The 22,405-nt window shown below is 49.5% G+C and carries 25 protein-coding genes; 17 read left to right on the forward strand and 8 right to left on the reverse strand.

From position 1 onward, the window contains the following. Positions 1-2 precede the first annotated feature (2 nt). Both H7F11_RS10110 and H7F11_RS10115 read left to right on the forward strand, forming a co-directional pair. Positions 3-1,775, forward strand: coding sequence for a DNA polymerase (locus H7F11_RS10110; protein ID WP_193658134.1), 1,773 nt, complete (start codon positions 3-5; stop codon positions 1,773-1,775). A 69-nt stretch (positions 1,776-1,844) separates the two neighbouring features. After that, complete coding sequence (locus H7F11_RS10115; RefSeq protein WP_193640881.1) at positions 1,845-2,273, forward strand: hypothetical protein; 429 nt, start codon at positions 1,845-1,847, stop codon at positions 2,271-2,273. A gap of 119 nt (positions 2,274-2,392) precedes the next feature. Here H7F11_RS10115 and H7F11_RS10120 read toward each other — a convergent pair whose 3' ends face one another. The 5 genes from H7F11_RS10120 to H7F11_RS10140 all read right to left on the reverse strand — a co-directional run bounded on the left by H7F11_RS10120 (position 2,393) and on the right by H7F11_RS10140 (position 5,892). Next, entirely contained in the window at positions 2,393-2,809 is a 417-nt protein-coding gene (locus tag H7F11_RS10120; RefSeq protein WP_227485411.1) for a hypothetical protein, read from the reverse strand. Next, positions 2,809-3,021 (reverse strand): AbrB/MazE/SpoVT family DNA-binding domain-containing protein, encoded by a 213-nt coding sequence (locus H7F11_RS10125; protein ID WP_193640880.1) that lies wholly within the window; start codon positions 3,019-3,021, stop codon positions 2,809-2,811. The genes H7F11_RS10120 and H7F11_RS10125 overlap by 1 nt, the downstream gene beginning before the upstream one ends. Before the next feature lie 187 nt (positions 3,022-3,208). Next, on the reverse strand, positions 3,209-4,393 hold the full coding sequence (locus H7F11_RS10130) for a tyrosine-type recombinase/integrase (RefSeq protein WP_193640879.1): 1,185 nt from the start codon (positions 4,391-4,393) through the stop codon (positions 3,209-3,211). Between the two features lie 215 nt (positions 4,394-4,608). Further along, positions 4,609-5,079 carry a glutathione peroxidase gene (locus H7F11_RS10135; protein ID WP_264674715.1) on the reverse strand — a complete coding sequence of 157 codons (471 nt, stop codon included), beginning with the start codon at positions 5,077-5,079 and terminating at the stop codon, positions 4,609-4,611. Positions 5,080-5,148: 69 nt separating this feature from the next. After that, positions 5,149-5,892 (reverse strand): hypothetical protein, encoded by a 744-nt coding sequence (locus H7F11_RS10140; RefSeq protein WP_193650725.1) that lies wholly within the window; start codon positions 5,890-5,892, stop codon positions 5,149-5,151. A 324-nt stretch (positions 5,893-6,216) separates the two neighbouring features. Here H7F11_RS10140 and H7F11_RS10145 point away from each other — a divergent pair, with 324 nt between their 5' ends. The 15 genes from H7F11_RS10145 to H7F11_RS10215 all read left to right on the forward strand — a co-directional run bounded on the left by H7F11_RS10145 (position 6,217) and on the right by H7F11_RS10215 (position 19,891). Then, positions 6,217-7,185, forward strand: coding sequence for a cytochrome c oxidase subunit II (locus H7F11_RS10145; RefSeq protein WP_193650726.1), 969 nt, complete (start codon positions 6,217-6,219; stop codon positions 7,183-7,185). A 29-nt stretch (positions 7,186-7,214) separates the two neighbouring features. Further along, complete coding sequence (locus H7F11_RS10150; protein WP_193650727.1) at positions 7,215-9,365, forward strand: cbb3-type cytochrome c oxidase subunit I; 2,151 nt, start codon at positions 7,215-7,217, stop codon at positions 9,363-9,365. Between the two features lie 69 nt (positions 9,366-9,434). Beyond that, complete coding sequence (locus H7F11_RS10155) at positions 9,435-10,073, forward strand: cytochrome c oxidase subunit 3 (protein WP_193650728.1); 639 nt, start codon at positions 9,435-9,437, stop codon at positions 10,071-10,073. Further along, positions 10,070-10,435 carry a cytochrome o ubiquinol/quinol oxidase subunit IV gene (locus H7F11_RS10160; RefSeq protein WP_010643010.1) on the forward strand — a complete coding sequence of 122 codons (366 nt, stop codon included), beginning with the start codon at positions 10,070-10,072 and terminating at the stop codon, positions 10,433-10,435. The genes H7F11_RS10155 and H7F11_RS10160 overlap by 4 nt, the downstream gene beginning before the upstream one ends. Positions 10,436-10,461: 26 nt before the next feature. Then, entirely contained in the window at positions 10,462-11,397 is a 936-nt protein-coding gene (locus tag H7F11_RS10165) for a cytochrome C oxidase assembly protein (RefSeq protein WP_193650729.1), read from the forward strand. A gap of 21 nt (positions 11,398-11,418) precedes the next feature. After that, complete coding sequence (locus H7F11_RS10170) at positions 11,419-12,381, forward strand: heme o synthase (protein WP_193650730.1); 963 nt, start codon at positions 11,419-11,421, stop codon at positions 12,379-12,381. A gap of 13 nt (positions 12,382-12,394) precedes the next feature. Continuing rightward, a complete protein-coding gene (locus H7F11_RS10175; RefSeq protein WP_193650731.1) occupies positions 12,395-12,820 on the forward strand; it encodes an RrF2 family transcriptional regulator in 426 nt (141 codons plus the stop codon). A gap of 492 nt (positions 12,821-13,312) precedes the next feature. Then, the gene (locus H7F11_RS10180) at positions 13,313-13,723 is read left to right on the forward strand and encodes a DUF302 domain-containing protein (protein ID WP_227485412.1); all 411 of its coding nucleotides are present in this window, start codon (positions 13,313-13,315) and stop codon (positions 13,721-13,723) included. A gap of 35 nt (positions 13,724-13,758) precedes the next feature. Continuing rightward, complete coding sequence (gene soxY, locus H7F11_RS10185; RefSeq protein ID WP_065973619.1) at positions 13,759-14,262, forward strand: thiosulfate oxidation carrier protein SoxY; 504 nt, start codon at positions 13,759-13,761, stop codon at positions 14,260-14,262. A 47-nt stretch (positions 14,263-14,309) separates the two neighbouring features. Further along, positions 14,310-14,639 carry a thiosulfate oxidation carrier complex protein SoxZ gene (gene soxZ, locus H7F11_RS10190; RefSeq protein WP_227485413.1) on the forward strand — a complete coding sequence of 110 codons (330 nt, stop codon included), beginning with the start codon at positions 14,310-14,312 and terminating at the stop codon, positions 14,637-14,639. 41 nt (positions 14,640-14,680) lie between these two features. Beyond that, on the forward strand, positions 14,681-16,414 hold the full coding sequence (gene soxB, locus H7F11_RS10195; RefSeq protein ID WP_193650733.1) for a thiosulfohydrolase SoxB: 1,734 nt from the start codon (positions 14,681-14,683) through the stop codon (positions 16,412-16,414). A 42-nt stretch (positions 16,415-16,456) separates the two neighbouring features. Beyond that, positions 16,457-17,188 (forward strand): hypothetical protein, encoded by a 732-nt coding sequence (locus H7F11_RS10200; RefSeq protein ID WP_193650734.1) that lies wholly within the window; start codon positions 16,457-16,459, stop codon positions 17,186-17,188. Between the two features lie 9 nt (positions 17,189-17,197). Then, positions 17,198-19,012 carry a cytochrome c biogenesis protein ResB gene (locus H7F11_RS10205; RefSeq protein WP_193650735.1) on the forward strand — a complete coding sequence of 605 codons (1,815 nt, stop codon included), beginning with the start codon at positions 17,198-17,200 and terminating at the stop codon, positions 19,010-19,012. A 47-nt stretch (positions 19,013-19,059) separates the two neighbouring features. Beyond that, entirely contained in the window at positions 19,060-19,443 is a 384-nt protein-coding gene (gene soxX / locus H7F11_RS10210; protein ID WP_193650736.1) for a sulfur oxidation c-type cytochrome SoxX, read from the forward strand. A 28-nt stretch (positions 19,444-19,471) separates the two neighbouring features. Next, entirely contained in the window at positions 19,472-19,891 is a 420-nt protein-coding gene (locus tag H7F11_RS10215) for a hypothetical protein (RefSeq protein ID WP_227485414.1), read from the forward strand. A 55-nt stretch (positions 19,892-19,946) separates the two neighbouring features. On the opposite strand, the gene tnpA is transcribed toward H7F11_RS10215, so the two are convergent. The 3 genes from tnpA to H7F11_RS10230 form a co-directional block, all read right to left on the reverse strand. Further along, positions 19,947-20,378: an IS200/IS605 family transposase gene (tnpA, locus tag H7F11_RS10220; RefSeq protein ID WP_193649316.1), complete on the reverse strand. Its 432-nt coding sequence runs from the start codon at positions 20,376-20,378 to the stop codon at positions 19,947-19,949. 342 nt (positions 20,379-20,720) lie between these two features. Continuing rightward, the gene (locus H7F11_RS10225; RefSeq protein ID WP_227485415.1) at positions 20,721-21,836 is read right to left on the reverse strand and encodes an anhydro-N-acetylmuramic acid kinase; all 1,116 of its coding nucleotides are present in this window, start codon (positions 21,834-21,836) and stop codon (positions 20,721-20,723) included. A gap of 74 nt (positions 21,837-21,910) precedes the next feature. Then, positions 21,911-22,393 (reverse strand): FKBP-type peptidyl-prolyl cis-trans isomerase, encoded by a 483-nt coding sequence (locus H7F11_RS10230; RefSeq protein ID WP_193651234.1) that lies wholly within the window; start codon positions 22,391-22,393, stop codon positions 21,911-21,913. Between the last annotated feature and the right edge of the window lie 12 nt (positions 22,394-22,405).

The following is a 22,405-nucleotide window of genomic DNA, read 5'->3' on the forward strand; positions in this document are numbered from 1 at the left end:
CAGTGGGATTCAATCTTCATTATCGCGCCATCTGGATACTCGATTTCGAGTACACAGCAAGTGTAGGTGATTGCCCAGAGCCCGTTTGTATGGTCGCCCACGACCTGGTTTCTGGGCAATGGATTAAGTTATGGCAGGATGCACTGAACAAAGAGCCGCCCTTTGATTTAGGTGCCGATAATATCCTGTATGTGGCCTTTGCGGCCCAGGCTGAATGGTCATGTTTTTTGCAACTGGGTTGGCCTATGCCGGTAAGGTGTCTGGATTTGTATGCGGAATTTGTCTGTTTGCACAATGGTAGTGTGAACGGCCAGTTCTACCCGAGCCTGCTTGCAGCTGCAAGACATTATGGCATTTCCAGTATGGTTGCTTCGCGGAAGGAATTTATGCGGGATCTGATCCTAAGCGGTGGCCCTTGGACCAGTGCCCAACGCGCTGACATTCTGGACTATTGTGCCGGCGATGTTCAAGCCACCACGGATTTGTTGCGAATCATGCTTCCGCAAATTGCAGAGAATCCCCAGCGATTGGGGCAAGCTTTGCTCCGTGGTCGTTATACTTGTGCAGTATCCAGAATGGAACGAAACGGCGTACCCATTGATGTTGTGTTTTATCGACGATTGCAAAAGGGGTGGAATGAAATAAAACTTAAGCTCATCGCGGAGATAGATCGGGACTTTGGCGTCTTTAATGGAGCGACATTTGTGGCTGACCGTTTCGCCGATTTTCTCCAACGCGCTCAAATACCGTGGCCGCGACTACCCAGTGGTCGACTGGCTTTAGATGATGGCACATTTAAAAAGCAGGCTAAGGCACACCCAATGATCGCTCGATTACGGGAGTTGCGTCAGGCTTTGGCAAAACTGCATCAGGCGGATTTTCCCATTGGTTCTGATGGTCGTATGCGTACTAGCTTGCACCCGTTTGCGAGTAAAACCGGAAGAAATCAACCCAGTAACTCAACATTCATTTTCGGGTCAGCGCGATGGTTGCGCAGCCTGATTAAACCTGCACCAGGACGTGCACTGGCCTATGTCGATTGGTCGGCGCAAGAGATCGCCATCGCCGCTGCGCTGTCCGGTGATCATGTCATGTGGGAAGACTATATTTCGGGCGATCCGTATCTTGCATTTGCTAAAAAAGTAGGGCTTGCACCAGCCGATGCCACTTGTTACACCCATAAATCTGAACGACAACGTGCGAAGGCTATCGTGCTTGGGGTCGGATACGGCATGAGCGCTGAATCCATTGCGCTGCAAGCCGGAGTGCATTTTGAAGAAGCACGCACGCTGTTACGTCAGCATCGGGAAACCTATAAGGCTTTTTGGCAGTGGGTCACAAATAATCAGAATGCGGGTCTACTCGGGCTGCCCTTGCAAACCACTTTTGGCTGGACTTGGCGCGCGGGTCATGGTGCCGAACCCAATCCCCGATCATTATTGAACTGGCCCATGCAATCAAACGGCGCTGAAATGCTGCGGTTGGCATGTTGTGAGTTGACGGAAAACGATATCCAGGTATGTGCGCCTGTGCACGATGCACTTCTGGCCGAAGCAGATATTGCTGAGATAGATGATGTCGTGAAGCGGACACGGTCGGCGATGGATCACGCGAGCGAATTAGTTTTAGGAAAGGGGCGAGTTGTGCGTACCAATGTCGATGTGGTGTGCTTCCCCGATCGTTATGTGGAGGAGGCCGGTAATGACTTATGGCATCGGATCACAATGCTTCTGAATGAATTGCCAATGAATGATGATGGCGTCGTCTCAAAATAACCCATTGGAGTGTTCTCGGCTTCATCCAACCCGTTTGTTACCATTAATGATTAGGACTTGATTAGAACCATGACCATCAAAAAATTCAATCGAACTCAATTTGATTGCAGACAGATGTTGCCGCAAGGAGATCCAGATTTGGACTTGTTGTCTTCCGCTGTAAAACTGGCGGTGCCGAGCATTAGACAACGCGAATATTATATCCCGGCGATCCCATTGCGTTTTTTGAGAGAAGCAGCCACTGCTGGGGATGCTTTGCCTGTGCTGCTGGTGGCATTGGCTATGATGCGAATGAAGGATTTGAATGAAATAGCATTGGGGCCAGCTCTTTGGTCGATGATTGACAATCCCGGCCCGCGTGTTCGAGCACGCTTACTGAAGCAGATTGCGGCGTTGCCAGAAGAATTGTGTACACTAGAACCCCGTCGTGGCAGGCCGTATTTGCTTAGAACTGGTCCGGATTGGCCTAAAAAAATGACGCGCCGGAAACAGGAATAAATTAATCCAGTTTCGGGGGAGGGTAGGAGACTTGCCGTGCAATCTGTGATGGACTGCTGGTCGTTCTATAATCAGTAGCTGCGTTAGTCACCCTGCAGAGTATGCCAACCTCAAAAAATTCAAGCCACAAGCCCCTTAAAAGCACGAATGGCCGCATGAGGATCGACGGCCACAATCTGTAAAAGTGCCCTGGCTGGTCCCGCAGGTCGTACCCGTTTTTGTTCCCAATTCTGCAGTGTCTTGAGCTTTACCCTGATCATCAGAGCGAACTGCGACTGTGAAAGGCCTGTGGTTTCACGGATGGCTTTTACGTCGGGATCCGGAATGTGGGTAGTCCGCGTATAGGCAATTACCTGGTCGGCTTGTTCCTCGCCAACTTCTCGTACTAACCACTTCGATAGCTCCAGTTGCACAACCGTGGGGACGATACAATGTGATTTTTCTGGAAACTGTTTTCCCAGACGCCTACCGGTGGGCGTGTCAGCAAGCCATTCAATCCATGCTGAGGTATCGACCACGCAAGGCACTAAATCCATCAGAATCGATCCTGGCGATCACGCCAATCGTCAATGCGAGCCCCTTTAGCAAGGCCGACTAACTGTTCCTTCTCGGGCACGGGTAGCACCAGAACACCCTTACCTTTGGGGATGAAGACAAACTCTTGTCCGGCTTTCCAGTGCTGTTCATCCCGCAGAGCCTTGGGAATGGAAATCTGGAACTTGCTCGACAAGGTAGCGGTGATTTTCATGGCTCGTACTCCTTAATGATCGATGCATTTCTGGTAAGGCTAGCTGATATCAACTCGCCATGCCACGCAAATTCACAGAGCAAGCAGGGTCATATTTCAATCAACCTGACCTATAAGTAATGGAATATTTTCATGCTGCAACCGACACACGCTTCATCATCTGTCAATCGCCCGATATGCAATACTATTATTGGTCGGTAACATCCACAAAATCTGCCCACATCTGCATTAACTTCCGTCGTAGCTCAAATAGATCTGAACGTTGGTATGCAGCCTCGACCTTATTCGGATTGGTGTGGGCAAGTGCTTGTTCCAATACTGCAGCAGGAAAATTGGTCTGCTCGGCACCCCAGTCTCGAAACGAACTGCGAAACCCATGTACCGTCACATCAGTGATTACGCTGTGAAGTGTTTTGTTCACGGCCACATCCGATAACAATCCGCCACGAGCGCCGGGAAAGACTTTGGGATTATTCCGCATCCTCCATTCTTGCATATTGGTTAAAATCTTCATGGCTGCATCAGAAAGGGGAACTCGGTGAGGTTTTGCGGCTTTCATGCGAACACTGGGTATCGTCCAAACTCTTGCATCTAGATCAACCTCATCCCATGTGGCGCCGCGTGACTCCCCAGAACGGGCGGCCGTCAGGATCGTAAATTGCAAACAATAGGCCGATACATGCGATTTTTCACGCAATGCTGCCATGATACGGGGAATGTCGGTGTAGGCTGAAGCGGCGTGATGTTCGCGCTTACTCACCTTGCCCGGTTCTGGCAACACTTTGTTCAGTATCCCTTTCCATCGCGCTGGATTACGGGTGCCATCACATAGATCGTGCACGGCGGCATAATCCAAAACTGCCTCAATTCTCTGACGTACTCTGGTTGCTGTTTCTGTTTTGGTGGTCCAGATAGGGAGCAAGATTGACTTTACATCGGCCAGAGTCACATCTGCAGGAGCTTTAGTCCCGATAACAGGGAAGGCATAGTCACGCAGAGTGTTAATCCATTGTTGTGCATGTTTGACGTTTTTCCAGCCGGACCGCTTGGCTTCGAGCAAATCTTGTGCGCATTGCTCAAAAGTCATGGATACCGTCTCAGTGGGATCATTAACACGCAGTAATTCACCAGGATCACGGCCGTCCGCTTGGGTTTTGCGCATAGCTTCTGCCAGGACACGAACCTCTTTTAATTTGCGAATGGAAGTAGGTCCCAGACCAATCTCTCGTACTCGCCCTTTGTCTTTGTAGCGAAAGACCCACGCGCGACTGCCGCCTTTTACACGCAGATAAAGATTGCCACCGTCGCTGTGAAATCCTTCGGGCAGGGTGTCTACCTGCCGTACGGTGAGTTTTCCAATGGTCGTCGCCATCGTGCGATCCTCCGAAAAAGTGATACTCCGCCAAACTTTTCTATCTTACCGTTTATCTTACCCGATGACATGGCTCATGGCGAATACCGCTGGACTTCGTTGGACTGTTGTGTTTATAACTAGCTGAATAATTTATTTATAATGGAAACACCTGAACGCTGGTGGACAATGGTTTGTATTTCACCGCCTCCGCCACTATCAATAGCAAAAGTCGTTCAGCAGTTCTCCTGCAAAGCTTTTTCAATAGCTTTGCATAATCTCTCGGGTTTCTTGTTGGGCGCATAGCGGGCAATGGGTTGTCCACTTCGGTTCAACAGGAATTTTGTAAAATTCCAGCGTATTTTGCGGCCGAAAAAGCCTGGGCGACTTTTGGTTAGCCATTGGTAGAGGGGATGAGCATCCGGTCCATTGACATCCATTTTCTCAAACACCGGAAAATGGATGTCAAAATGTTGGGAGCAGAATAGTTGAATGCTTTGGTTGTCTCCTGGTTCCTGTTGCCCGAACTGATTGCAGGGGAAACCTAACACCGTGAATCCTTGAGAAACATAGGTTGTGTATAATTTATTCAGTCCAGCATATTGCGGAGTGAATCCGCACGCGCTGGCAGTGTTGACGATCAAGACAACCTGCCCCTTAAAGCGGCCAAAACTTATTGCTTCTCCGGTAATGCTGCGGCCCTGCATATTATAGAATGGGCTCATTTCAGTGCGGTTCTCCTCAAATTATGCTAGTACCCAATTTTTAACATTTAATTATAGCGGTTCAATGCTACCTTCAAGAAATTTCCCAAGCGTTTCTGACTCCTGCCTGTCCTTAAAAATAAAGGCAAAACCCAAAAGAGTAAAGCCGTTATGGTCGACGGTCACGCCGTCAGAATCGGATGGATTTTGTGTTACCAGTGCCGAGCGCTGCAGTTCAGCCTGGCTTTTCCAACTGCTGCGATCAGATTTGAGCAGAATGATTTCTCCATGCTCATGCAGGTGTAAGTTCAGTTTGCCATCATCATAGGCAGCCATATGCATGCCACCCAGAAAGCCACCATAACTCACATCCATGACCTGTCCATACATGGGTTCATCCAGTTGTGGGTTACTCCAGTAGGCGGTCATATTAACCGTTAGGCTGAAACGTTCATGTTTTCTGGTATTTCGAAGCCATAACTGTTTTGGATAGTCGATATACATTCCTGAGGCGTCGATTGCCCTGATGGTAGAGAGGAATCCCAGGGACTGGTCTGTACCGTAGTACACACAGAGTACTTTTTCCCTGATTTGTCCGAGAAGACTCAAGGGGTTGTCCGTGTTTATCTGAATAGAGGTGGGCGTCATTTTTGTAATGGCAATTTGCTGGGTGAGGGCAGTTTGTTCGCGAAACAGAGTCAGATATTTATTTTGTAGGCGCAGTTCAATCAGCAATTCCGGGATATTTTCGGAATCTGCGGTGTTCCAGGAAAGGAACAACTCCTGCGCGTGTTCGTATAGAGGTTTGTTAATCATGACAGACACTCTGGTGGATTTTGTAAGCATATCATGGTTAGCGATATTCGCTAATCAAATAATCACATTTTAATTATATTAAATATTAATAATATTAATTTTATCCACTTTTAATAAGAAAGGCGATCCCATAGATTTTTTATAGTTGTTCTACAGATAGTAGTAATGTATATATCGCATAACACTATCCAATATAAATCAGGATTGAGAGTATAAAGAGTAGAGCTAATTATTTAACCTGATGAATATAATTATAAATTTTCACATTGGAATAGTGGTTTAGTACCTTTTTCTAATAAATACCTCATTGAAGGAGAGGTGAATATGTTGAAGAAAGCAAAGCTAAGTCATTTGCGTTATTTGGCGATTGTTCCGTTACTGCTGTTATTGAATGGCTGTGCAAAACATTCCATCTGGTGGATATTTAATCCCAAGGGAGTAGGTGCCAAAGCCAGTTATGATTACATGATGATTGATGTGGCCGTCATGCTGGCGATTGTTGGAATTACGGCCATTTTGATTGTCTGGTTCATGTGGAAGTACCAAAAAGGCAAGAATCGTGGCACCTATGATGGGAAATGGGAGCATTCCAGAAAACTGGAGGTGGCATTCTGGGGGATCCCGATCGTTGCCGTTGCTTTTCTTTCCTGGGCCGTAGCCATACATGGCAGTTTCGCGGTCAATCCCTACAACCCTACCATCATTACCAAGCACATGAAGCCGAAAGGCGATCCCATACAGGTCGATGTTATTGCGACGGATTGGCAATGGCTGTTTATCTATCCTCAGTTTAACAACATGGCCGTCGCCAATGAACTGGTCGTGCCAGCCCATACGCCGGTGTTTTTCAAGTTGACCTCTACGGCGGTCACTACGGACTTTTTTGTACCCCAGTTGCTGGGCATGATTGATGTGATGCCGGGCATGCGCACTAAAGATGCTTTAGAAAGCAACAATCTCGGGACCTATCAAGGGATTGCTGCAGACTATTGCGGGGCAGGGACTTCGTGGATGCTCTTCAAAACCAAAGTGGTCAGTATGGCCGATTTCAAACAATGGGCTGAGGGTGTTGAAAATAACCCGAATACCATGGATTACGCAGAGTTCAACCGTTTTGCTGAGCCCTATATCAATGTAAAGGATAAAACCCCGGTTTATGGGCATGTTGAGCATGGTCTTTTTAATCATCTGCTACTGGAGGTAATGGACGGTAAAAAATGGCCTTTACCGATGTTTATGACTGAAAACATGTTTCACTACTTAAAACTGCAAGCCGCAGAACATCGCGCCTGATAACTACAGACTCGCAATGGAGAACCGCTATGCTGGTTAACGTACCTGGACCCTGGAGTCCTTTGCTGGGGCGTCTCGCCCTGTCCGAGATCCCTTACACCAATCCCATTCTTGCGCCGCTCTTTGTGGTGATCGTTCTCGCTGGAATAGCGCTGGTGGCAGCTATCACTTATTACGGAAAATGGGGTTATCTCTGGAAAGAATGGTTTACCACGGTAGATCACAAGAAGTTGGGTGTCATGTATATCATCCTTGGTCTGGTTATGCTTTTTCGAGGATTTATTGATGGTCTGATGATGCGTACCCAACAAATGCTGGCGGTGGGGCCTGGTGATAATGGTATGAAAGCCATGGGTGCAATTCACGGCTATTTGACCCCATTTCATTTTGGTCAAATATATAGTGCGCATGGATTAATCATGATTCTGCTGGCGGCTACACCACTATTGGTAGGCATCATGAATATTATTGTCCCTCTGCAAATTGGTGCTCGGGATATGGCTTATCCCTATCTGAATGCTTTGGGTTTATGGATTACTGCCGCCGCTGTGTTTTTGATCATGATTTCTCTCTTTGTAGGGGACTTTTCGCACAATGGCTGGTTTGGCTATGCGCCGATTTTTGAACTGGCCTATAGTCCGGGTGTAGGGGTAGATTACTGGATATGGACACTGGAACTGGTGGCCCTGGGTACGACGCTGGGCAGTATTAATTTTCTGGCTACCGTAGTCAAAATGCGGGCACCTGGAATGACCTGGAGTCGTCTGCCAATTTTTACCTGGTCTGCTGTTTCGGCCAATATTATTGCTTTAACTTCCTTTCCCTGTTTGCAGGTGGCCTTGGCACTGGTGGGTGCGGATCGCTATCTGGGTACTCACTTTTTTACCGCCGGATTTGGTGGAAATTTGATGTTGTACACCAACCTGTTCTGGCTCTGGGGTCATCCAGAAGTTTATTTCGTCATTCTTCCGGCTTTTGGCATGATTTCTGAAATTATTCCTGCTTTCTCCGAAAAGCCGATTTTCGGTTATACGGCTATGGTATTGGCTACTTTTGCCATTGCTGGCGTGTCCTGGATTGTCTGGCTGCATCACTTTTTTACCATGGGTATGGGTCCTTATGTCAGTACGGAGTTTAGTATTGCGACTATGCTGGTAGGTATTCCTACGGGTGTAAAAGTGTTCAATTGGGCAGCAACCATGTACAAGGGAAGGCTCACTTTTAGCGCAGCCATGCTCTGGGCCATTGGTGCTTTGTTCCTGCTGTTGATTGGTGGTCTGACCGGAATGATGCTTTCTATTCCAGCGGTTAACTACATGGTGCACAACAGTGTATTTGTGGTGGCGCATTTCCATATGATGCTGCTTTGTATTGTCTATGCGGTTTTCGGTGCAGTGATTTTCTGGTTTCCCAAGGTTTTCGGTTTCAAGCTCAATGAAGCCTGGGGAAAAATCATGTTCTGGTTATTTAGTGCCGGTACTTTCCTGGTTTTTTTCCCGATGTTCATGCTGGGCTTTATGGGCGAAACACGGCGCCTGGATTGGCCCTTTGATCCGCATTGGGCAGTATGGTTTGATGTTCAGGAAATCGGCATCGTCGTTTATGTACTGTCAGTACTGGCATTTCTTTGGATGATTTATGTCAGTATTCGGGATCGGGCGCATCATCGTGTGGGTGCAGATGCCTGGGGTACTTCCCGGAGTCTGGAATGGCTGACCGATTCACCTGTGCCTTTTTATAATTACGCTATGGTTCCTCATATCAATGCTCGGGATGAAGCGGCCTGGCGTCGGGAACACGGTTTTTCACAAAGTCGGCCAGATCACTTTGCTGCCATACATATGCCCAATAACACAGGCGTAGCCGTTTATATTGGTGCATTAACCTTTGTCATAGGTTTTGGACTGACCTGGCGGATCTGGTGGTTGACCGTTGCGGCGTTGATTTTAACGGTACTGATCATGATTTATCGTTCCGGTAAAGGTGATCCGGGTTACGTTATTTCTGCAGAAGAAATGGAAAAGCTGGATCGGGAATCCCGGCAGAACATGTCTGATGGTCAACAACATCTCCCCAAAGGCGGTGGTTATACCGGAGGAACAGTAACGGCTTATTCCGCCGCAGCAAGTGATCAAAGACCTCAGGGTACTCCGCCTGGAAATTCCCGACCGTTGTCTTGATTCCACCGGATAGCGTGGCGGGTTGAATACTGCCACGCATTGGCCCAGCACTTAATGAAGGAGTTTGATATGAGTTCTTCTCATGATAAGCCTGTAGATCCCAACCAGGTGGTTTTGTGGTCGGATGATTACGAAGGGCATGATGTAATTTCAACCCGAACCTTCGGGTTCTGGATGTATATTTTAAGTGACGGAATGTTGTTTGCGACACTTTTCGCAGCTTATGGCGTGCTGAGTTATTCTCATAGTTATTATACCGGTCCGACACCGGCACAATTTGTTGCTCCATGGTACACCTTTATTCAGACCATGGCCTTGTTTCTGAGTGTGCTGGCTTACGGGTTTTCCATGGCTTCACTGAAAACCGGCAGTAAGGCCGGCGTTATCAATGGAATAATGGCCTCCATGGTTTTGGGTATCGTCTTTGTTGGTCTGGATATTCATGACGTGTTGCGCATGATCAGCATCGGCGTAACGCCGGAAGTCAGTGGCGGTCTTTCCGCCTTTTACGCCCTGACCCAGGTCCACGCCGCCCACATTTTTGTAGGCCTGATCTGGATGCTGGTGATGTTGTATCAAATCTTGAGAAAAGGCTTTACGGAAGATGTGGTTGGACGTCTGATCAGTTTGCGCATGTTCTGGCAGTTTCAGGCGGTAATGTGGGTCTTTATTTATGTGTTTGTTTATTTGTGGGGGTATATGTCATGAGTCATGGTCATAGCAATCCGATTGAACATCCGGAAGTACAGATGGCGAGTCGTGGGAGTTATTTGACAGGATTTATTATTGCATCTTTATTGATGCTGGCTGCTACCATTCTGGTCAGTGGTCAGGTCCTGGCACCTTTCCCCCTGTTGCTGACCATTATGGGTTGTGCGGGTCTGGCGGCCATCGCCCAGATTTATTTCCTGCTGCATATCGACATTTCTGAACACAACATCTGGAATACGGTGGCTCTGGTAATGTTCATTCCCTTGTTTGTCATCACGATCGGACTGACCTGGTGGATGTTCTCACAGTTATACCTGCGCACTATGCCGATGATTCCGGGTATGCCAGGCATGCACTGAAGGGTGACTATATGGGTGAGAAAATCATGAGACAAGCTGCTGAGTTAGGTGGGGCAGGCGGGGAAGGGCAGCTCCCCCACGCCATAGAAGGGGAGATGACGCCGGTAGTGCGTTGGATTGGCCGGATGATCACCGCAGCCCTGCTGCTGGCGGTGGCGGCGGGCCTGTGGCAGGGCTTCAGCAGTCACGGACTGCTGAATGGCCTGGTCAACGGCCTCAAGGCCAGCGAAGTCGGCTTTGCCATCGTCCTGATCCTGCTCGGCAGCATCGTTGAAGGCTTTGGCTATGGCCTGTCTCTGGGGACCAAATGGCCCTACACCCGCAATATTGTGGTGCTGATGGTCCGGGGTGACCCGGAAGCCGCCCATCGGGTCGTCGCCACCCTGGTCGGACTGGTTGCCCTGGCACTGGTCATTCTCGCCCCCACGGTCACCACCATCAGTGGTCTGATTCTGATTATCGTGACCGCCCTGTTCGGCATGGGCACCCTCTACGTGCTCGCCGGCCGGGCCCCGGCTTTTGTGCACGGCACCCATGGCCTGCTGGCTTATGGCGTGTTTCTGATTTACCTCACCGGGCTGGCCTATCCCGGTCTCAATTTCTGGACCTATCTCGGTGCCATGGGCGCGCTCCATGCGCTGCTGCTCGCGGTCTTTCTGGGGGGCATGACCACCGGACAACGCGGCTTCGGCACCGCGATCGGCGCCTTCGTACAACCCCGGAAAGCCTCGCAGTGGACCGTTGCCGCCCACATCACGGCGGGCCTGATTCTGGTCGCCACCCTGGGCTACATGATGCCCGCCTACCCGATTGCCTTCTATCTGGCCGTCGGGCAGTTCGCGGTTGGATTTTTACTTTTTCACGCCGTCAGCCTCAAACCCAAGGACCCCGGCATCATGGTCGCCTTTCACCAGAGCATGGTACTGCTCATGGCCCTGGCCATTGTCCTGGTCTGGCGCTGAGACACGGCCACAGGAACCCCCATGAAAAGTCACGTGATCACCGCTACCCCCACCGACCCCGACGGCATTCTGCCCGCCGCCAGCTCGGCACAGAAAAACCCCTTCCGCCCCGGCCTCTTTCTCCATGACCTCTGGGTCCTGGCCAAAGCCCGGGTCGTCTCCCTGCTGGTATTCACCGCCGCCGTCGGCGAAATACTCGCCCCCAACGCCCTGATCCACTGGCAGTCCGCTCTCGCCGGACTGTTCGGCATTGCCCTGGCCGGTGGCGCGGGGGGCGTGCTCAACCAGATCGTCGAACCGGACCTCGACCAGCACATGCGCCGCACCCTGCACCGGCCGCTGGCCGAAGGGCGCATCAGCCGCCGGGGCGCCATCGTCTACGCGGCTCTGCTCATGAGTGCCGCCATCGCCATTCTCGCCTGGGGCACCAACCCCCTGACCCTGATTCTGACCCTGGCCGGCACCGTCGGCTACGGCGTGGTCTACACCCTCTACCTCAAACCCAGCACCCCCTGGAACATTGTCTGGGGTGGACTGGCGGGTGCCCTGCCTCCCCTGATTGGCTGGACCGCCATCACCGGCAGCATCGCCGCCCTCCCGGTGGTTCTGGTCCTGCTGGTGTTTGTCTGGACCCCCGCGCACTTCTGGCCCCTGGCCATCAACTGCCGGCGCGACTACGCCAAAGCCTGCATACCCATGCTGCCCTGCACCCACGGCATCGACCGGACCCGCAAGGAAGTCCTGAACTACGCCATCCTCACCTGGGTGGTCAGCATGATCCCGGCGTTTCTGACCGGAGACTGGATTTACGGCGGCATTGCCTGGCTTTCGGGGGCCTGGTTTGTGGGCATGGCCTTACGCCTGAAAGCCCTGCCCGAAGGCCAGGAAATGGATCAATACGCCCGCAGCATGTTCGCTTATTCCATCTCTTATCTGTTTTTGCTTTATACCGCACTCATTCTGGGCAAATTGCTTTTAGGATAAAGAGGATTGGCAAATGATGTTCAGCAAAAGCAGTGAATGCGCGTTGCGGGCCATGATTTATATTGCCGCCCAAAAACCGGGTACGCCGGTGTTAAGTCGCGACGTAGCTGAATATCTGGGAATGCCGATTCAGTGCATTACCAAAATCATGCGTGGACTGGCCAAGCGGGGATTGCTGGAATCTTTGAAAGGACGTGGTGGCGGTTTTGTACTTACGCGCAATGCGGACAGTTTGAACATTCTGGATGTTGTGGAAGCGGTGGAAGGGCGCTTAACCCCGCATTGCCTGCTGGGTTTGAAGGTGTGTGCCGATGAAACCGCCTGCCCGGTTCATTGTCAGTGGGCGCAACTGCGCGGGCAGGAAATGGAAGTGCTGCGTCAACAAAGCATTGGTGCCATGGCACAGATGCTGTTTGCTAGCCCGGGGAATGTGGCATAGGTCCCCATGTGTTCATTGGGAGGTTGTGCACATATCGGGACCAAGATTAGCTGGTTCTGTGCCATCTGGACCAGTCTGGTCCTGGACCAGGAATAAGCGGCGAATGGATGGGGTGCTGCGGGGTCCTACAGAGAAGCAACTGCCGTGTGTCTTTACCACAAATATACAATCAAAGTTTTGTTCTGTTTGATAAAATAATTAAATAAATGGCGCCATCAGGGATTTTTTTGGGTCTCAACGGGCGCATTTCAAGGTTTGGCATACAGTTTGCTAAAGACTAATCAGTTTAGATTTGGCGGCTCCCATGATGAGCTTGATCAGATTGCTGATGTGAAAAATCAACAGAACGTGATGTTTTTGTCGTGAACAATTGGAAAGGGGTCGCCCAGAATGAAATTTCGAGGATTGGTAGCACTGAGTGTGAGTGTTTGTGCAAGTTTATTCGTCACTGCGGTAGCAAGCCCGGTGTATATCGAGAAAGTCGATATGCCCATGAAAGCGGCCATGTCAGAAGTCAAAAACGTTTTGCATGATGGTGGTTATAAAATTGTGCTTCATCTCAATATTTTGAAGCTGATTCAATCCCAGCAGAAGCAACTGAAAATACCCAATTTTAATCAGCATAAATTTACCGATGTACAAGCTTTGGTATTTTGTAATCCGTATGACTTCAGTAAGTTGCTGAATGCCGATTGGCCTGCTGCCGCAGGTTGTCCATTGACTTTGGATGTGTTTTCAAAAGGACAAAACAGTTACATCGTTTACGGATTACGGGCTGACTTTGCGAATACGCCGGCTTCCAAAAAAATCACACAATCTTTTGACAGTGCCGTTATTAAAGTGCTGCAGGGTATTCCCATGTCTCGGCAGATTACCAAAATCCCTGACTTTTCAGGGGAATGATTTGTAAGTTCACGTTTGGCTAGAAGGAGAGATCAATGGAACAGATGAAAAGACGGAAATTTTTGGGAGTGTCAGCAGTGGGTATGGCGGCAGTAGCCGGTTCCGGGGTGTTGGTACCCGCTATAGCCAATGCCGCCAATGTGGCAGGTTGGCCTGCAGCGGCATTTGATGCCAAAAAGCTGGATGAGGCGATGAAGGACAGTATTGATACAACCTCGGTAAAAACTTCGGCGAAAGTCCGCCTGACCGCACCAACCATAGCGGAGAATGGCGCGGCAGTTCCGGTAACCGTGGATGTGGATCATCCCATGACCGCCGATGATTATATAGAATCAGTATATTTATATGTAGATCATAATCCTACGCCATTGGCCAGTGCCTTTCATTTTACGCCGGATAGTGGTCATGCCTATTTTCAGGAACGCATCAAGATGGCGAAAACCGATATGGTCAGAGCTGTAGCCAGGACCAACAAGGGCGTGATGATGTCTTCCAAGCCCCAGGAAATCAAGGTAACCATCGGCGGTTGTGGCGGATAAATATCAGAAAATTCCCAAGCAGCTGAATTGATTAAGGAGAAATTATTATGGCAGCAATTGGTAATCCAATGATCCGGATGGCTTCACACGCCAAAAAAGGACAAATTGTTGAAGTACGTTCGTTGATCATGAATCCGATGACTACGGGACTGAGCAAAAATAAAGCGGGCAAGTTGATTCCTGCGCATTTTATTCAGACAGTCACCGTGACTTTCAATAAAAAGCCACTCTGTAATGTAGATTGGAGTACAGCGATCAGCGCCAATCCCTATATGGCTTTTAAAATGCGCGCTGTTGAAAGCGGTACGCTGGAAATGACCTGGAAAGACAATACGAATGGTGTTTGGTCCAGTAAGGCAGCTATTACTGTCGCCTGAATGAACGAACCTTTTCACAAAAGATAACCCGCGAGGTGAGTATGAATCTGTCACGTAGAGATTTCATGGCGATGATGGGTATTGCTGGAGCAACAGGATTTTTATCGCCATCTGCAATTGCTTCTTCCTGGGGTTCAGGTAAGGACCCCTATGAAATACCCGAATACGGTAATGTCACGTTACTCCATATTACGGATACCCATGCACAGTTGCTGCCCGTTTGGTGGCGTGAGCCGGGAACCAATATTGGCACGCGTGAACAAAAGGAATGGGGCGTCACACCACATATGGTGGGTGATAAAAAGCTCGAATATTACGGGATCAAAGCCGGGACGCCGGAAGGTTATGCTTTATCCTGCATGGATTTTGATACTCTGGCGCATAAATATGGAAAAATCGGCGGTTATGCGCACATTGCCACCCTGGTCAAACGGTATCGGGAGCAGGTGGGCAAAAAAGCCATTCTGCTGGATGGCGGCGATGCCTGGCAAGGATCTGCAACCAGTCTTTGGACCAAAGCCGAAGATATGGTGGGCGCCCAGAACCTGCTCAAAGAAGACTACTTTGTCGGCCATTGGGAGTTTACCTATGGTGCTGACCGGGTTGAGTATCTGCTCAAGCATAAGCTCAAGGCGAAATTTCTTTCCCAGAATGTGTTTACGATTCCATGGGACGAACCCGTGTTCGACCCCTACGACATTCGCGAAGTGAGCGGACGGAAAGTGGCTGTTATTGGCCAATCATTCCCTTTTACACCTATTGCCAACCCCGCTTATTTTGTTCCTAAATGGTCTTTTGGCATTCATCCCGGACACATGCAGAAAATGGTGGATGAATGTCGGCAAAAGCATAAAGCCGATATTGTTTTAGTACTTTCCCACAATGGCGCAGATGTCGATAAAAAAATGGCATCCCAGGTCAATGGTATTGATATTATTCTTGGTGGGCATACCCATGAAATCATGGGACCACGTCCGGTGAAAATCAATAATACCTTGATTATTAATACCAGTACCAATGGTAAGTTCCTCGCCCGCTTTGATCTGGATGTGGGTAAAGGTAAACTTAATGGCTGGCGTTTCAATTATCTTCCCATCATTTCCAACATGATTCCGGAAGACCAGGAAATGGCTGATTATATTAACAAAGTACGTGCACCCTATGCCAAGAAACTGGCTGAGCCTTTGGCCGTTACCGAAAGTCTCCTGTATCGCCGGGATAATTTCAATGGAACTTTTGATCAGATTCTCTGTGACGCGTTGCGTGAAGAAATGGATTGTGAAGCGGCGTTTTCTCCGGGATTCCGCTGGGGATATTGCAAACTCCCGGGGGAGACCATCACCATGGAAGATGTCATGGGGCAGACGGCCATCACCTATCCTCAGGTGACTGTCACTGAATACACCGGCGCCGAGCTGAAAAATGTGATGGAGCAGGTGGCCGATAACTTGTTTAATCCCAATCCCTATTATATTCAGGGTGGGGATATGATTCGGGTGGGCAATATCCAGTACACCATGAACCCCGGTGAAACCATCGACAAGCGTATTACCGATTTGCGGGTAGGTGGCAAGATGGTTCAGGCCAACAAGCGCTATAAAGTGGCTGGTTGGGGTGCCATGCAAAAGGTGGAAGGGACGCCAGTCTGGGATATTTTCGCCAAATGGTTGCGGTCTAAAAAGACCGTGTCGGCCAACCCGCGTGACTTACCGGTGCTCACTAAAAACATGGCCGGTAATCCAGGAATTGCATTTCCCAAAGAATACGATCTCTAAAAGATTTTATGAGTTTGGGTTTGATTGGGAGTCGAGCCGATTATGCGTAGCTTGGCAGATCTCAGTATGGCTGAAAAAATCATGCATACGGGTTTCATTTTTCTGGTGGGTTTGGGTCTCCTGGTTGCGGAGGCCTACACCTATGTCACCCATGCAGGACTGGATGGTAAGCCGGGTATATCTGTTCAGAATGTAGCCATGTCTTACTATGGAAATCGCAAGTCCAGCAAGCTGCAGGAAATGTTACCAGCCATGATGCCCATGGCGCATGTGCCCGTCAGTGAGCGGCCTAAAATGGTCCAGGCCGTCAACCATTGGATTGCCAATGGCGAAACCCGCAATGATTATGAACAGGAGGTCAAGCCATTAATTAATGGCTCCTGTTTGAAATGTCACACCATGGGTATGCCGAATATTGGTACCTATAAACTACTCAAGGCCCAGGCTCATGTAGATATGGGTATGCCTTATTCAGAGATGCTGATGTTGGGTATGGTCCATCTGACCACATTGGGTGTCATTTTCTGGATTGCGGGCTGGATATTCAGTAAGGCACGTTTCCCGCGTGTTCCTAAATATTTGATGATTGGTGTACCGTTTTTCGCTTTTTTCCTGGATTTTGCAGGTTGGTTCCTGACCAAGCAGGACCCTAATTGGGTCTGGTTGGTATTAATTGGAGGGATACTGTCCTGTCCACTGGTATTGGTTGGCATGGCCATCAGTTTATATCAGATCTGGTTGTTTCCCCGCCAGGAGGAAGTGCCACCCTTGTGAGAGAAATTTATGCCAGAAACCCAAGCCTGCGTTTATACCGAGCCCTTGAGCTTCCGGATTGTTTTCCGGGTTCTGGGCTCCATGCGCCTGGCGGTCCATTTACTGCTGTTTGTCGCCATAGCCTCAATCATTGGCACTATTCTGCCGCAGCAGGAAGTGTATACAGATTACCTGCATCAATTCGGAACCTTCTGGTTTAACGTATTTGGCAATCTGGATTTGTATGATGTTTATCGCTGTGGATGGTACATGGGGATTGTCGCCTTTTTGATTGTGTCAACAACTGTCTGCGTATTTCGTAATGCACCTCCCATGCTACGGGAAATGCGTCATGTGAGATCCAACCCATCAGATAGTTTTTTAGAAAGTAGACCGGTTCAGTTCGAATATTTTTCATCAAAATCTGATACAGAATCTATTCAATCGGCAATAGCCACCCTGGGCGATTTTGGTTATCAGGCCCGGGTACTCAAGACCCCCACCGGAGACACGGTCATTTTTGCTCAGAAGGGTCGATTTTATCGAACCGGGTATTTGTTAACCCATGTGGGAATTATTTTATTTTGTGCGGGTGCATTATATAACGCCAATCTTCCCTTGAAATGGGCTGAATGGACGGGTACCGTACATCCTGAAAAGAATTTTGATCTTCCTCTGTCAAAAATTCCGCAGTCCAGTTGGCTATCCGCTTCAAGTTCAGCATTTCGTGGAATTATCACCATTCCGGTTGGACAAACAGTCAACGCCATGTTTGAGCTGGTAGGTGATGGTTTTTTGGTTCAGCATCTTCCATTTATGTTGCGGCTGGATGCTTTCAGGGTCACGCATTATTCCAACGGTCTTGCCAAGGATTTTGTCTCGACGATTTCTCTTTATCATCACGATGGGAAAAAGTTCAAAACCGGTATTGTCCGCGTCAATCATCCCATGTCGGTGGATGGTGTGCAGATTTATCAGTCCAGTTATTCCGACAGTGCTTCAAAATTACACCTGCACAATTACCTGTTGTCTGCACCAGCGTTGCCACCAGCCACTATTTCCACCAGTGTGGGTGAGCATCTTAAAACTTTTGGTTCACAATATGCGATTTCCATTACTGACTTCAAAACCCAGAATGTCATACCCCGTAAAGCTGTAGGACTTTCTCCAGGACCGGATCATGGAATGATCAATATGGGGCCGACCGTGAGTTATCTGGTGAATAATGATCGGGATCATACCTGGATTATTCTTAAATCCTACATGAAAGCTTTTTCCCGGCATGGTGAAGCCTATCGGTTGATTGGGTTTAGAGAGAACGGATCGAGTGCTTATCACTATCTGACAATTCCACAGGGGCAAAAAGATGGTATCCACTTGTTTATGAGGTATCTCTCGGACCTGGAGCAGGCGGCCAGAAATGGTGAGAATGCCTCAAAAACAGTTTTTATCAGTAATCTGAAAAAGGCCGAAGCACAAACTCAGGTTTTCCTAACGCCTCATGAGATGGATGTTTTTTTGCAGTCCAGCCTGAAAGCCATGCAGGAGTTGCGCGCCTATCCATTGCCATTTCTGACCGTATTTCATGATTATGATTTGCATTGGTCCGCAGGCCTGGAAATAACCCGTTATCCCGGCATGAAAGTTATTTATGTGGCCTGTTTCGCCCTGGTTTTTGGAATATTCATTTTATTTTATGTTCCACGTCGGCGTATCTGGATTCAGATGAGTGAGGATGATGATAAAGGGCGTCGGCTTAAGCTGTTTGGGGATAGTTCAAGAAATGAAGAAGATTTTCATCGAGACATGGAGGAACTGAATGATAAATTGCAGGAGAGACTATGAAGGGACACCTTTTTAACGCGTGTTGGGAATTTTAACAGGAGGTCGTTATGAAAACATCAAAACTAGTTGTCATAGCCGTCATAACATGCGCTGCTGGTTTTATAGGATCTGAAACTGTCGCTGTGGCTGCACCTATGACTAATGCGCAAAATATTGCAGCCGGAAAGTCCATTGCATTTAACCGTACGCAAGGTAATTGTTTGGCCTGCCATGTGTTGCCTGGCGGGACAATGGCAGGTAACGTCGGTCCCGATCTGTCGGTCTTGCCCCTTAAAGCCATATTTAAAACAAAAGAAAAACTCGTAGATTTTTTGTATGACCTGGAAAAGGTGATCCCGCACATCAATATGCCCCAGTTTGGTAAAAACAAAGTGCTGACGCATCATCAGATGGAGTTGGTGGCCGATTACTTATGGTCATTGAAGGGCTAGGATCGTTATCCCGATATGGAGTACAATCATGAAAAAATTATTGATAGTTGCTGCCGCGATCAGTCTGGTAGGCGTTGCCGGGAGTGCAGAAGCGATCGTCTGGTGGAATCTGGGTAATATTAAAGTGGGTCCTGAACAAACCCTCAAGGATTTTCACCAGTATTTCAAGGAACAATTTCCGAAAATGTCCCTGCAAAAATATGCGCTCGGCAGTTACGCCTTCAGCCCGGAAATGTATCAACAATATCAGGAAGCCATTCAGTTTAATCCGGGAGATCTGACGCTCAGTCAGGGTAAGGCCGCCTGGGAGAAAAAATTTCCAGACGGGAAAACCTATGCGTCCTGCTTTAAGGATGGCGGCAAAGGTGTGGCCGCCAGTTATCCGTATTGTAAATATCTCCCGGCAAAGCCGGGAGCTTTAGTTCGTGAGCCGCTCAAAGCGGCTTAAAACGGGGACGCTAACGCGGCCCCTCAGTTTTGGCGCCACCACTGGGTGGCCCGGATCAACTCCATATGTTCAACTGATCTACTCGTTCATCCTCTTTTTCCTGATGGCGAATATAATCTCGAATCATCGCCTCATCTCTACCCACCGTCGATACAAAATACCCACGCGCCCAAAAATGCTGGCCCACGAAATTACGCTTCCGTTCACCGTAAGTCCGCGCTATATGGATCGCGCTCTTGCCCTTGATGTAACCCACCACACTGGATACTGCGTACTTCGGCGGTATCGAAATCAGCATATGAACATGGTCTACCATCAGATGCCCTTCTTCTATCCGGCTTTCCTTATGCCGGGCCAAAGCCCGAAATACCTCCCCAAGATCATTCCGTAACTGACCGTACAACACCCTACGTCGGCACTTCGGAATAAATACTATGTGATATTTGCACTCCCACTTGCTGTGCCTTAGGCTCAATCCTTCGTCCATCGGTTTCTCCTTCATCGTGTGCTTGGCGGCTCACAACGTCGGTTCTCCGATGGACTCCCCTATATGTCAAACATCTACTGTCACCCCGGCAGAGCCGGGGGATTTCCTATTTTTGGTTAATCACAAATCTAAAAAACGGCAGAGGGTCGGGAGGCTTTGCCGCGACTTTGTCCCGCGCCGTTGTTGTTCTTGGCGAAATCCTGCGCCCATCAGGAGAGCTGTTTGAGCCCGTAGGGCGAGTTCTCTCCTGACAGCAGGATGAGCCTTAGAACAACAGGCAAGGGGCGTTGGAGCAAAAAGCCTCCCGACCCTCTGCCGTTTTTTAGATGACAGAACCAGATATTAAGCGTGGGCCAGTCGAGATAATAATTCCGCCCAGTTCCTGCCCGGCAGAATATTGCCCAAGACCACGGCTTCCCGGACTCCCGTCACCTGACCATAGGCTAGTGCTTTTCCTCGCAAGCATTGTTCACCCAACCAGGCAAAAGCCAAAGCCTCAAGTGCCTGACTGGGAATCCCGCTTTGTTCTGCACCATGATGTACCTGCAACTCAGGTAAAGCCGACTGCAATTCCCGCATCAGCGTTGGATTTTCAGCGCCGCCGCCAAACACCAGCAATTCTTTTGCATCCGGTGTCCATTTTCGCAGGGCATCTGCCACCGTTATGGCCGTCAATGCCGTTAACGTAGCAACAAAATCCGCCCCCGAATATTTCCAGTCATTCCACCATTGATGGACCAGCCGATCATCAAAACTTTCCCGACCGGTACTTTTGGGTGGAGATTGCCGGAAATAGGGGTGTTTCAGCCATTGGGCGAGGGGCAACGCCTGAACTTTACCTGCCGCAGCCAATTTGCCGTCCAGATCGCAACAGGCTTCGCCTCCGCTCAGAATCCGGACCGCAGCATCAATCAATACATTCCCGGGCCCGGTATCGAAGGCCTGCAAAGCCCGGGAGTCATCACCGCCAGGGATCCAGGTTAAATTTGCCATACCGCCCAGATTCAGGACCAGACGTGGCTGCTGTGCCTGAAACAGGCGCTGATGAAATGGGGGAACCAGTGGTGCGCCCTCACCACCAGCGGCAACATCTGCTCGCCGAAAATCATGGACCACCGTCAGACCCGTAGCGATAGCTACATCGGCGGCTGAACCGATCTGCAGGGTAAAACCGGGAACAGCACGCGGCTGATGCCGAATGGTCTGGCCATGCAGGGCAATAAAATCCACCGGCCCCAGTTTACTGATGGCAGTCTGTGCCACCTCCGCATAACAGGCCCCCAGTTGCCGATCCAGTACGGCCATTTGCTCGACACTGAGGAGGCCATTGGCGGCAAGCACCATCTTGCGCAAGGGCGCGGCAAAAGGCTGGCTGATTAAACCGGCATAACCCTGTGCAGGAGCAACATCGAAATCCAGCACCGCCGCATCAACGCCATCGGCACTGGTTCCGGACATCAAACCCAAACCGCGCAAGCCGTTACCGCTTCACTACAGGATTCAGAAATTGTTCCTGCTGCGAACAGCCTCCCTCAATGTTCGTGACCGTGCTCACCATGTACGTGACCGTGAGCCAGTTCTTCTGCTGTCGCATCACGTACATCCAGTACCGTGACATCAAAATTCAGCGTCATTCCGGCCAGTGGATGATTCAAATCTACGGTCACATCATCGCCTTCAATATCAATCACCGTGGCCAGACGGGCACCTTCGTCCGTCTCGGTTTCAAACTGCGTCCCGATTTCGAGATCTTCCGGATCATCAAAATCTTCCTTGGCAACCACTTCCACCAGATCCTCATCCCAGTCGCCATAACCTTCTTCGGGCGGAATGGATACTTCAACCTTGTCGCCCGCGCGATGCCCGGCCAGAGCCTGCTCCAATCCGGGAATGATTCCGTGGTGTCCGTGCAGATAAATAAGTGGTTCTTCACCTACAGAGCTGTCAATCAGCTCTCCCTCTTCATCGGTGAGGGAATAGTCGATGGTGACTACTTTGTCGTTGCTGATGATCATATTGGGCGTCCT

The organism is Acidithiobacillus sp. HP-2 (assembly GCF_015100155.1).
Lineage (GTDB): Bacteria > Pseudomonadota > Gammaproteobacteria > Acidithiobacillales > Acidithiobacillaceae > Acidithiobacillus.